This is a genomic window from Prevotella pectinovora, from assembly GCF_000834015.1.
Taxonomy (GTDB): Bacteria; Bacteroidota; Bacteroidia; order Bacteroidales; family Bacteroidaceae; genus Prevotella; species Prevotella pectinovora.
The window spans coordinates 70384-83801 of the sequence record NZ_JXQI01000062.1 but is presented as its reverse complement, the minus strand read 5'-3'; the positions used below and the strand labels follow the sequence as shown (position 1 = coordinate 83801).

The 13418-nt window shown below is 43.1% G+C and carries 8 protein-coding genes; 6 read left to right on the top strand and 2 right to left on the bottom strand.

The features are described 5' to 3' along the window. The first annotated feature begins 27 nt into the window (after window positions 1-27). From ST42_RS08340 to ST42_RS08330, 3 genes are all read left to right on the top strand, one after another. The gene (locus ST42_RS08340; RefSeq protein ID WP_042519442.1) at window positions 28-1608 is read left to right on the top strand and encodes a DUF4270 domain-containing protein; all 1581 of its coding nucleotides are present in this window, start codon (window positions 28-30) and stop codon (window positions 1606-1608) included. A 15-nt stretch (window positions 1609-1623) separates the two neighbouring features. Then, window positions 1624-1755, top strand: coding sequence for a hypothetical protein (locus tag ST42_RS08335; RefSeq protein WP_022317323.1), 132 nt, complete (start codon window positions 1624-1626; stop codon window positions 1753-1755). Between the two features lie 561 nt (window positions 1756-2316). Further along, window positions 2317-6297: a translocation/assembly module TamB domain-containing protein gene (locus ST42_RS08330; protein WP_197068932.1), complete on the top strand. Its 3981-nt coding sequence runs from the start codon at window positions 2317-2319 to the stop codon at window positions 6295-6297. Here ST42_RS08330 and ST42_RS08325 read toward each other — a convergent pair. Continuing rightward, complete coding sequence (locus ST42_RS08325; RefSeq protein ID WP_374119326.1) at window positions 6287-7225, bottom strand: glycosyltransferase family 2 protein; 939 nt, start codon at window positions 7223-7225, stop codon at window positions 6287-6289. The genes ST42_RS08330 and ST42_RS08325 overlap by 11 nt on opposite strands. Window positions 7226-7267: 42 nt before the next feature. Beyond that, a complete protein-coding gene (locus ST42_RS08320) occupies window positions 7268-9010 on the bottom strand; it encodes an ArnT family glycosyltransferase (RefSeq protein WP_052484760.1) in 1743 nt (580 codons plus the stop codon). Between the two features lie 173 nt (window positions 9011-9183). Here ST42_RS08320 and ST42_RS08315 point away from each other — a divergent pair, with 173 nt between their 5' ends. The 3 genes from ST42_RS08315 (at window position 9184) to rpsA (ending at window position 13274) form a co-directional block, all read left to right on the top strand. Further along, window positions 9184-11022 (top strand): SLC13 family permease, encoded by a 1839-nt coding sequence (locus ST42_RS08315; RefSeq protein WP_022317327.1) that lies wholly within the window; start codon window positions 9184-9186, stop codon window positions 11020-11022. Window positions 11023-11134: 112 nt separating this feature from the next. Next, the gene (locus ST42_RS14060) at window positions 11135-11335 is read left to right on the top strand and encodes a hypothetical protein (protein ID WP_156137018.1); all 201 of its coding nucleotides are present in this window, start codon (window positions 11135-11137) and stop codon (window positions 11333-11335) included. A 166-nt stretch (window positions 11336-11501) separates the two neighbouring features. Further along, a complete protein-coding gene (rpsA, locus tag ST42_RS08305) occupies window positions 11502-13274 on the top strand; it encodes a 30S ribosomal protein S1 (RefSeq protein WP_022317329.1) in 1773 nt (590 codons plus the stop codon). Window positions 13275-13418 lie beyond the last annotated feature (144 nt).

The window sequence follows — 13418 nt, the reverse complement described above, 5'->3', positions numbered from 1 at the left end:
ATAAACACAGAAAAACAAATACATTTCATGAAAGCAAAACAGGTATTTCTAAGCCTCGCATTAATATTTTCTTGTCTATGCTCTTGTGATGACAATACTGACAACATCGGAGGAAGCATCATCGACGACCTCGACAACATCAATGTCACCGCAAGATCTTTCCCTATAAGTTCAAAATCCGTGAAGGCTGACTCTGTATATTCAAGATCAGCCACTGGATATTTGGGAAAAGTGAAAGACCCTGAAACAGGAGCATTCGTGAAAGGAGACTTCCTGACACAATTCTATACTCTTGAAGGAACACAACTGCCTGCAGAAAAATCAATAGTAAGCAGACTCAAAGACGGCTCAATAATAGCAGACTCGTGCGTGATCTACCTATATTACGACAAGTATTATGGCGACTCTCTGTCTACCATGAAACTCAATATGCTAGAGTTGTCAAAGCCAATGGAGGAAAACAAGAAATATTATTCAGACTTCAACCCATTGAAGTCTGACGATAATTATTGTCGCACAGATGAGGGAAGAGTCAACGTCAACAAGACTTATACCTTATATGATTTGGCATCAGACACCGTACCAAAGAAAATCAAGATCAATCTGCCGAATTCAGAACTCGACGAAAATGGCAACTTGATAGAAGAAAAGGCTGCATACAAGGATAAGGAGAAAAAAGGATACTATAACTATGGTACTTATATAATGCAAAAATACTATAGTAATCCCAAGCTCTTCAAAGATTCATACAGCTTCATCCACAACATCTGTCCCGGTTTCTATTTCAAATCATCAGATGGACTTGGCTCAATGGCTTATATAAATATGAGCCAGATGCTTGTATATTATAAATACAAGTATGAGAAGACCACCAACGGTGAGAAAAAAGACACAACTGTAAATGTCGTGACTACATTCGCAGGTACAGAAGAAGTAATACAGTCGACACGTATTTCCAACGACAATGCCGCCATAGACAAGATGGTTGAGGAAGGAAACAAGAACGACATCACTTACATCAAGTCACCTGCGGGAATATTTACCGAACTGACAATTCCTGTGGACGAGATTCTAAACGGCCACGAGAACGACACAATCAATTCTGCGCGCATTTCCCTTACGAGGATAAACAACACGAAGCACGAGAAATACAATCTGGACATCCCCACCACCCTTCTCCTCATACCTAACGATATGCGCACAAGTTTCTTCGAAGAAGGAAAGATACCGGACAATGTACAGACATACACCGCCGTCTTCGCAACAAGCGACCAGTCGTCATTGGCTAAACAAAACTCATATACCTTCCACAATGTGGCAAACCTGATTGCTTACATGAGCAGGAAACGCTCTGAAGGCATCAAGGAATATGAAGGAAAAGGAATGTCGAGCGCAGATGCCAAGACTATGTGGGAGAAAAAACACCCTACATGGAACAAGGTACTTGTCATACCTGTAGAAACGACTTATGTCACAACGGGACAAACGACGAAGCTCGTAAAAGTGACAAACGACATGAGCCTTACGGCATCGAAGTTTGTGAAAGGCTCTATGACAGGTGACGCCAATATTACAATAGACGTAGTATACAGTAAATTCCAGAAATAATATACATCAATACAAATGGCAGACAATTTCTTGGAACGACACATGCTTGATTATGAAAAGAAGAAAGCTAAATGGATAGCGCGGAAAAAGCATATCAAGCTGAAAGGTCACAACAGGATTGAAAAGCCTGAAGATGAAGCTTTGTAACACTCAAGAAGCGCCACGCATAAATACGTCGGCGCTTCTTTTAAATTATAGTACAGTCAAGAACCAACTAAAAAAGGATAAGCAAACAAAGGTTCTACAGACAGTTATCATAAAGCAAACAAATTAGAATATAAGGTGAAAAGACTACGCCACATAACCACGACTATAATTTGGACCGTCATGTCCATTTACATAGCATTGTCAATACTGCTTCACATACCGTCAGTACAGGCATATACAGGAGCTTATGTGGCAAAAATCTTGAGAAAAACTTTTGGCACAGAAATAACCATAAGCAACATAAATTTAGGTTTCCTCAACAGGGTCATTATTGACGACTTCAACATGCTAGACAAAAGCAACAAAGACATGTTGCACGCCTCCCGCGTATCTATCAGTATAGACATTCTGGAACTAGCCAAAGGAAATATCTCTATCTCATCGGCTCAAATATTCGGATTGAGAGCAAAATTATACAAGAAAGACAAATATTCACAACCAAATTTCCAATTCGTAATTGATTCACTTTCTTCTGATAAAAAAGAGGAAAGCGAACTTGATTTGAGAATTAACTCTTTCATCATAAGAAACGGAGCGATACAATATGACCAATGGGATATGCCGAACACTTCGAATAAACTATCTCCCTACCATATCAATGTTTCCGACATCAGCTCACACATAATAATAAGACACATCACAAACGATATGGCCAACGCCATAGTCAAGAAGCTATCGTTCAAAGAGCAATCCGGCCTCAACATAGGCAAACTGACATTCAGTGCTCTTGTAACTCCCCAAAAGGCATCTGTCAAGAATTTCAGACTATGCCTGCCCCACAGTACAATTTATTCAGACTCCATTACCGCCACCTATAGAACAGATGGCGGTAGCATTGTCGGCAATACCATTAAAGGCAAAGGAAACATCATTGGAAACAATATAACGCTTTCCGACTTTGCCTTCATCGTGCCAGAGCTGAATGATCTTTCCTACAAGTTAAACTTAGTTGCAGATTTCTCTTACACCGACGGCAAAGCAAAAGTCAGCAGACTGTCATTATATTCACAAGACACAGCATTCAAGTTTAATGCCAATGGCATGTTTACTCCTTTCGACGGCTGCAAGACATGGAAAGCAAAGATAAGCCAGCTGTCTGTAAACGAGAGTTATTTGGCATTGGTTTTCAAAGCTGCAAGAACTGCCAGAATAGATATCCCCACCCCATTGACAAAACTTAAAGCAATTACCGCCGCTGCAACATGTGAAACTAACAATGACAACATCAGTGCATGCGGAAATGTAAACACGAATCTAGGAAATATTCAGTTTGCTATCCAGAAAAGGGCAACGAAACTAGCTGCTGAAATTTCAGCCGGCCGCATCAATCTGAATGAACTATTGGCAGACAATAAATTCGGGAATATAAGCGCAAACCTGCACGGCGAAGCCCGCATCCACAACAACAAAATAACTGATACCAAAGTCAGAGGTCGAATTTCAGACTTTGAATACAACAAATATACATACAAAGACATTGACATCGATGGTGCGTATAACGGCACAGACATAAACGGCAGACTTAATGTGAACGACGAGAACTGCCATTTGTCTCTCATCGGATCCATCAAGAACTTCATGAAGTCGCCCATTTCAGACATTTCAATGGATTTGAAGAATATTAATCCGCAACGCCTCAACATAACGAACAAATGGGGTGATGCAAGATTCTCTACACAGATCAACATCTGCGCCACTGGAAAGAGTCTGTATGATCTGACAGGAAAGCTGCAACTGAAAGGATTCAGCATGCAGTCACCTACAGAGAACTACTCACTCAACGAACTGACAGCGGATATCAACAAAGGAGACATCGACATCAAGTCTGATATCGGTGAAATTGAAATCAGAGGCAAATACCAATTCTCTACAATCGGACAGAGTATGCTTTCCATCATCAAGAAGCAACTGCCTACGGCTCCTGGCATCGAACGCAATAAAGTGTATTGTGCAGACAACAATTTCTCTCTCAAAGCAAACATATACGATACTAAATGGATCCACGCTATCTTAGGCATACCATACACATCGAACGAGCCGATTCATATCAAAGCAAACATCAACGACATGAAAAAAGAGATAAACGCTGATGTTACAATGCCTGGATTCACTTACGCAGGAGAATCTTTCAAGAACGCCAAGCTCAATGTCAAGACAGTCAACGACAGTCTGATTGCCGAATGCAACATAAAGAAAATTGAAGACAAGGGAAAGAGCATTCTTCTGAATGTCAAGGCAAGCGCTATAGACAATAAGTTAAACAGTCATATCGACATGGCCTACAACTCACCGCTGAACATACGAGGCACTATTGAAACAGAAACAAGCTTCTATAATGATGCAAATAATGAAAAATCGGCATATATAAACATCAAGCCCTCCACACTGTCTCTTAATGACACAATATGGCACATATCTCCTTCGAGCATCATATACAACAAGGACAAGATACAGGTAAACCACTTTGCCATAGGGCGTGACAGACAGTTCATAAAAATTTACGGAAAGGCGACAAGCAGTGCTGACGACTCTCTTAGAGTAGATCTGCAAAACGTTGACGTGAACTATATCCTGAACTTAGTCAACTTCCATTCTGTAACCTTCGGCGGACAGGCTTCGGGAACTGCATATCTAAAGTCAATCATGCAAGATCCAGACGCCTGGGTGGACCTCACTGTCGATAACTTCAAGTTCCAGGACGGAAGGATGGGCAAGTTATTCGCCAACGTGAAATGGAACAAGCACGACAAGCAGATAGACATCGACGCCCATGCGGATGATGACAACAATGTCAAGACAATCATCAAAGGCTATGTCTCCCCAGAGAAGAATTATATAGATCTCGGCATAACCGCCCATAATACAAACATTGAGTTCTTGAAAAGCTTTTGCGGAAGTTTCATGAACAAAATCGACGCACATGCCAATGGTTTTGCACAGGTATTCGGAGATTTGAGCGAGGTAAACCTCCAAGGACTATTGGTTGCCGACGGCACTATCGGCATCAGTCCACTCAACACTGTATACAGACTGAAGAACGACACGATAAGAATGGTACCCGACGAAATCATATTCAAGGGTGACACCGTAACAGACCGACACGGCAATGTGGCAACGGTCACTGGAGCCTTGCATCACAAGCATCTGACGAGGCTGACATTCGACCTCGGCATACATGCCAACGAATTTCTGTGTTACGACTTCAACGACTACGGCAACAACTCATTCTATGGCACAGTATACGGCACCGGCGACTGCAATATCACCGGTCGCCCACACAGCATTGTATTCGATATTGACATGACACCAAACAAAGGTTCGTTCATAGAATACAATGCGGCTAGTCCTGACGCCATAACCGACAGTAATTTTCTCAGATGGGTCAGTCACGAAACGCCAAAAGTCGAGAACAATACAGAAGACTACTATTATCATGCAACAAAGAAAGATGAAGATGAGAAGGATCTGAACGACGCTTCCGACATGTTCATCAACTTCAACGTGGCCGCTACCCCCGACTTCACCCTCCGTGTGTTGATGGACAAGGCTACCGGCGACAAGATATCCCTCAACGGGAACGGTGCTCTTAAAGCCACATATTTCAACAAAGGCAGCTTTGACATGTACGGCACATACGTCATCGACCATGGTTCTTACAACCTCACAATACAGAACATCATAAAGAAAGATTTCCGCTTCCAGCAAGGCAGCAACATCGTTTTCGGCGGCAACCCGTTCAACTCTCAGCTGAACCTCAAAGCCATATACCCCGTCAATGGTGTTTCACTCGCTGATTTGCGCATCGGAAACAGCTTTTCAAGCAACAACGTAAAGGTAGATTGCATCATGAATATCGGCGGAACGCCAGAGACCATAAAGGTAGACTTCGACTTTGACATGCCCACAGTAAACAATGATGCCAAGCAAATGGTGAGATCATTGATAAACAGCGAGGAGGAAATGAACCAGCAAGTGGTATATCTGCTTGCCATAGGACGATTCTACACAGACTCAAAAAACAACTCAAAACAGGAAGATGCACAGCAAAGCCAGACAAGTCTTGCTATGCAAAGTCTGCTCAGCGGAACGATAAGCCAACAGGTAAACAATATCCTGGGCACACTGATAAAGAACAACAACTGGAACTTCGGCACCAACATAAGTACTGGTACCGAAGGTTTCAACAATGCAGAATACGAAGGACTGCTTTCAGGAAGCCTGTTCAGCAACAGGCTCCTGATAAACGGACAGTTCGGGTATAGAGACAACCCCAACACCACGTCGTCGTTCATCGGTGATTTTGACGTTAAGTATCTGCTTACTCCCAACGGGAGCGTTGCCATTAAAGTATACAATCAGACCAATGACAGATACTTCACGAAATCATCACTCAACACCCAAGGACTTGGAATCATACTGAAGAAGGATTTCAAGACATGGTGGGATTTGTTCAAGACAAAGAAGAAGATTGTCAAACGTTGACCTTCTTCTCAACGAAATATTTCGGGCGTTGTTTCACCTCAAGATACACTTTACCAATATATTCACCAGTAACGCCACATGCCAGAAGTATCGAACCGCCAATGAACCACATGCTCACGAGCAATGAAGTCCAACCCTCTATGGTATTACCCGTAAAATGTTCATACAATGCATATATGATGACACCTATGGCTACAAGAATGAATATTATACCCAAATATGAAATCAACCTCAATGGTTTCACTGAAAATGAAGTAATTCCCTCAATGGCAAAAGCCAGCATCTTGTTCAATGGATATTTAGACTCTCCAGCAAAACGCTCACTCCTGTTATAATACACACACGTAGAAGGATAACCGACAGATGCTGCAATACCCCTCAAGAACAGATTACTCTCCGGATATTTCATCATAGCCAGCATCGCTCTCCTGCTCATGAGCCTGAAGTCAGCATGGTTGTATATCACCTTGCCGCCGAGTGCATTCATAAGCTTATAGAAAGCCAAAGCCGTTGTACGCTTGAAGAAAGTATCGGTCTTGCGCTCCTTTCTGACTCCAAACACTATGTCATTCCCCTTATGATATTCATTCACCATTTCATAAATGGCATTAACATCGTCCTGCAGGTCGGCATCAATAGAAACAGAAGCATCAGAATGTTCTGAAGCCCATTTCAAACCTGCATGCAAGGCATACTGATGACCACGGTTGCCTGATAGTTTCAACCCGCCAACCATAGGAGAATCACCGGCAAAAGCCTCTATCATCTGCCATGTGCGGTCTTTGCTCCCATCATCCACAAACAACACCATTCCTTCTGAAATGCCTCCATCAGACTTCAGCTTGTCTAACACGCCAAGCAATCGCTGTTTCGTTTCATTCAGAACTTCTTCTTCATTATAACATGGTACAACAATTACAAGTTTCATATTCATACAGGTTAGCAATAAAACTTATTATCTAATACTAAATCACTTTTTCATAAAAGAATACAAAGTGAGGAATCTCTTGTCGTCACAACTTTTGTGATTGAAACGTTTGATTTTCTTCAACTTATAATCTGGAAATGAAGCCACAAATTCCTTATAGTCATCATCTCCCATTATCATATATCCCTTGTTTGGCCTGTTCTGGTCGAGAGGCACAATACGATCACCAAGATAGAAATTCACAGAGAACTGATGCATCCTACCTCTCTGGCCTACTCTGAAATCCTTTCTATAGTCCCAGATTTTCCCATCTGGCACAAGTTGTTGCATTTCCCTGGCCATATGATAATCAGACTTCACGTCATACACAGAAGGCAATATGAGTCCATCAATCATCATAAATACAACGCCGACAATTCCAGCTACAGAAACTCCCAATCCATCAACGGACATTTTTTTCCAATTAGACAAGAACAAATACGCTACACCCAATGCAAAGAGCAGGAATAGCACTATTTGCAGATACGGTAAATTCATGAAGTTATGGACATAAGCCAGATACTCGGCTGCATGTTTTCCACTAAAAGAAACTCCAGACAGGATCCCTGTCCTTACAAGCAGCACAAGCAGCGGCAATGAAACGGCAATGCCGACAAACGCCTTCGCATAGCCTACCACAATCCTTCGGTTTCTCTGCGAGATATAGTGTATGAATCTCGCTATATAATAAGCCATGAACGGATATATTGGCAACAGATATACGCTACGCTTGCTTTTAGGAATGCAAAAGAATACGAATATCACGACAATGCTCAAAAACGACAGCAGATCTTGGTCTGACATTCTGCCTAAACGGTGTGGCAAACTCACAAACCACGATTTGACTCCTGCCGAGCTTTTGGGCAGCGAAAGTTTCATTGTAAACAGGAATACCACAAACAGCAATGTATAAGGCAACAGTCCTGTTATCACGGAAACGACATTATATATTGCCGGCGCCTCATGCGAAGAATACACCATCTTGCCAGTGAAACGCAAGACATTCTCCTCATACACAAGATACAAAAATGCGTCGCCACGCTCCTGGTAGGCAAGATAATACCATATAAAAGGCAATACGCAAGACGCTAAAGCTACAGACAGACACAAGAAAAACGTCTTGAAGAAATTTTCACCTCTCACAAGCATAAAAAGTCCCATAACTCCACACGGCAACAAAATACCGACAGGTCCCTTTGTCAATGCAGCAGCACTCATGGACAACACGACAAACAGAAGCAATACTGCATTTCTAGATTTATACCATCCATGGAAAAAGTAAATGGCTATTACTATCATAGCAGACAACAACATGTCTACACGGCATGCCATACCAGCACGATGCACCTCAAAGGTTGTAAACGTCACTAGTCCCGTGAGCAGACTCAATTCCACACTTACCTTGTTGCGGATCATAAACTTATACACCACGAGCACCATCAATATTGTGGCCAAAGCCGACGGCAATCGTGATGAGAATTCCGAAACATAGCCAGCCACAAGCGAGCACAACGCCACACACCAATGGAAGAACGGCGGTTTGTAAGCAATGTCTACACCATTGTTTATCGGACATATCCAGTCGCCAGACTGCAACATCGAAAGTGCCACAATTGCCTCACGAGGCTCTCCTTTAGTATTAAAGAGACCCATTCCCAAAAAGATCACGAGCGACAGACATCCTGCCAATGCCAATATCCAGAAACAAGTTTTTGAATCGTTGAGTTTCAATTTCATTTTAACCATGTGATTATTCTTACAAACGAAAAAACAACCGTTTTCTTACATACAAAAAACAAATCATTTTCTTAATAATCTGCAAAATTAATCAAATAGTTTGTAGGAACTCTGTTTCAATGGATATTTATTGAATTTTTCAATTAATTTTGTAGGTAAATCCTAAACAACTATATTCATCTATGATCACGCCAATTGTAATATTAGCTGTTTCCGCTATTTTTTTCGTCATCGGAAAAATCCGTTCAGACATTGTAGCATTATGCACTCTGCTGTCGCTTATCCTTACCAACGTATTGACTCCTGCAGAAGCCCTATCCGGCTTCTCCAATCCTGTAACCATAATGATGATAGGTCTTTTCATCGTCGGTGGAGCCATCCTGCAGACAGGGTTGGCAAAGACGATAAGTGGTAAGATTCTCAAGACGGTAGGTACCAACGACACCGTTATACTAATAGTAGTGATGCTTGTAACGGCTGTCATCGGCGCTTTCGTAAGCAATACCGGCACCGTAGCCCTCATGCTACCCATCGTAGTAAGTATAGCTTCGAGGGCAAGGGTCAGTGCAAAGAAACTTCTCATGCCCCTTGCCTTCGCCAGCAGCATGGGCGGAATGCTTACGCTTATAGGTACGCCACCCAACCTTGTAATACAGGAAGCCTTGACAGAAGCCGGCGAAAAAGGACTTTCATTCTTCTCCTTCCTGCCGGTGGGCATTGTCTGCCTCACCGTCGGCACCATCACATTGATTCCACTATGCAAATGGTTTCTGTCGAAAAAAGACACATCATCAGAAGATAACGGAAAGAAACAGAAAAGCCTGACACAGCTGGTGGATGAATACAAACTGACAGAACAGCTGCAGATTCTTTATATACCACAAGATTCAAAGCTCGCGGGAATGACCATGTCAAAACTTGACCTGAACAACGTATACGGACTCACCATATTGGAGAGAAGGCAGGAAAGCAGCATCAACAACAAGTTCATCAAAAACATCAATCAGAATACGGTAAACGCTGACACCGTGTTCAATAGCAAAGATGTATTGTTCGTTTCAGGCGACTCTTCGATGGTGAAAAGGTTCGTAGAAGATTTCAATTTGTCCGTAATGAAGACAACGGACAAACGTCTCGACTTCTACGACATCGGAATAGCAGAACTCGTCATGCTGCCATCGGCCCGACTATTAGGCAGAAAGATACGTAACACCGCCTTCAGAGAGAAATACGACACCAACATCGTTGCAATCCGTAGACGCGGAGAATACATAACCGACAATCTGGCCGACCAGGAACTGAAGTCTGGCGACATTCTCCTCATCCAGGGCACATGGACAAACATTGAGAAACTCGGACAATACGAGGAAGGTTGGGTAATATTGGGCCAGCCTCTCGAAGCCGCATCCCGCGTGGCATTGACACACAAGTCACACATTGCCGCACTCATCATGCTCTGTATGGTAATAGCAATGGCAACAGACTTCATCCCCATTGCCCCTGTCACCGCCGTACTGCTCGCATCCGTAGCCATGATATTGTGCGGATGCTTCAGAAGCATAGAAGACGCCTACAAGACTATCAACTGGGAAAGCGTAGTACTAATAGCAGCCATGATGCCCGTATCAATAGCATTGGAAAAGACGGGAGCTTCAACACTCCTGTCCAACACGTTGGTAAACTCACTTGGATCAGCCGGCCCCACCGTACTCCTTGCAGGTATTTATCTGACGACATCTGTCCTCAGCCTATTTCTGAGCAACACCGCTACAGCTGTTCTCATGGCCCCCATAGCCATGCAAAGCGCTGCAGGACTGAACATCACACCTTACGCATTTCTCTTTGCCGTAACCTTAGGTGCAAGCATGTGTTTCGCATCCCCTTTCTCCACACCGCCAAACGCCCTTGTCATGCAGGCTGGAAGATACACATTCAGCGACTACCTGAAAGTTGGACTGCCGCTGCAATTAGTCATTGGAATTGCAATGGTAATAATATTACCATTTATATTCCCATACTAATACCACACAACAAAAAAAACGATAAAATTGGCACGGACCAATAAGTTTATATAACTTTGCAATGAGGAAAGAAAAGAAACCATTTCAGCGCACAATATATAATTATGTGAAAATGAAAATCATAGACAATATCAAGAACAGATTCAACTTCTCACTGATGGGTACAATGTCATTAATAATATCAACGCTCATGCTTCTGACATCATTCGTGACGCACACAAGCAGCAACATTCCCTTGACTGCGAGCCTATTGTTGATGCTCGTCGGCATCACTTTTATCGTTTTGGGCATAAAAAGACAGACAAAATACTGATTTCACCGTCGAAAAAGGTTAAATAAACATAAATTACGTATCCGATCCACTTTATCATAAAATATGAGAAAGGAATACTTATAAAAAAGTAGTACCTTTGCAGGCGATTTATAAATTCACATAAAGTCTAACTTTATTAATTACAAAACAAACATTATTTATTTTTATGGCAGATTTTAAGAACGTACAGCCGTTGGCAGACTTCAACTGGGACGAGTTTGAGAACGGAAGTAATGTAAATGTCAGCAAAGAAGATTTGCAGAAAGCTTATGACGAGACACTCAACAAGGTAAGCGAGCATCAGGTTGTTGACGGTACTGTAATCTCTATCGACAAGAAAGAGGTTATCGTAAACATTGGTTACAAGAGCGACGGTATCATCCCCGCAAGCGAATTCCGCTACAATCCAGATTTGAAGGTTGGCGACACAGTAGAGGTGTACGTTGAGAACCAGGAAGACAAGAAGGGTCAACTGCTTCTTTCTCACAAGAAGGCTCGTCTCAGCAAGAGCTGGGAGCGTGTCAACGCTGCTTTGGACAACGAGGAAGTTATCCAGGGTTACATCAAGTGCCGCACTAAGGGCGGTATGATCGTTGACGTATTCGGTATCGAGGCATTCTTGCCAGGAAGCCAGATTGACGTTCATCCTATACGTGACTACGATGTATTCGTAGGCAAGACAATGGAGTTCAAGGTTGTCAAGATCAACCAGGAGTTCCGTAATGTTGTTGTTTCTCACAAGGCCCTCATCGAGGCTGAGTTGGAGGCACAGAAGAAAGAAATCATCAGCAAGCTTGAGAAGGGTCAGATCCTCGAGGGTACAGTCAAGAACATCACCTCTTACGGTGTATTCGTTGACCTCGGTGGTGTTGACGGACTCATCCACATCACAGACCTCTCTTGGGGCCGCGTAAGCGATCCACACGAGGTTGTTGCTCTCGACGAGAAGATCAATGTCGTTATCCTCGACTTCGATGACGAGAAGAAGCGCATCGCTCTTGGTCTGAAGCAGCTCACTCCTCACCCATGGGATGCACTCGATGCAAACCTGAAGGTTGGCGACCACGTTAAGGGCAAGGTTGTCGTAATCGCTGACTACGGTGCATTCGTAGAGATTGCTCCTGGCGTAGAGGGACTTATCCACGTTTCAGAGATGAGCTGGAGCCAGCACCTGCGTTCAGCACAGGAATTCCTCCACGTTGGCGACGAGGTAGAGGCAGTTATCCTGACTCTCGACCGCGAGGAGCGCAAGATGTCTCTCGGCATCAAGCAGCTTAAGGAAGACCCATGGGAGACAATCGAGGTTAAGTATCCTGTTGGAAGTAAGCACACTGCAAAGGTTCGCAACTTCACTAACTTCGGTATCTTCGTAGAGCTTGAGGAAGGCGTTGACGGTCTTATCCACATCTCTGACCTCTCTTGGACAAAGAAGGTTAAGCACCCATCAGAGTTCACACAGGTTGGTGCAGACATCGATGTTGTCGTTCTCGAAATAGATAAGGACAACCGTCGTTTGAGCCTCGGTCACAAGCAGCTTGAGGAGAATCCTTGGGACACATACGAGACAATCTACACTCCAGGTTCTGTACACATGGGCAAGATCACAGAAATGATGGACAAGGGTGCCGTAATCACTCTCAACGAGGGTGGTGAAGGTTTCGCTACTCCAAAGCACCTCGTTAAGGAAGATGGCTCACAGGCTCAGTTGGGCGAGGAGCTCGAGTTCAAGGTTATCGAGTTCGTTAAGGAAACAAAGCGTATCATCCTTTCTCACAGCCGCACATTCGAGGATGTGAAGGAAGAGCCAAAGAAGGCACCACGCAAGAAGACAGCCAAGAAGGAAGAGACAGCTACAATCAACAACGTTGCTGCATCTACAACTCTCGGTGACATCGACGCTCTTGCTGCATTGAAGGCTAAGATGGAAAAGGGTGAATAATAAAGACATCGTTTCTGATAATTTATCAGTAACATAATTCATTGAGGACGCATCATATTTTTGATGTGTCCTCTTTTTTTGTTCCTATCCTTATAAGATAATAATTCAGACTAAAACAAATATCTAACGAAATACATATTTAGA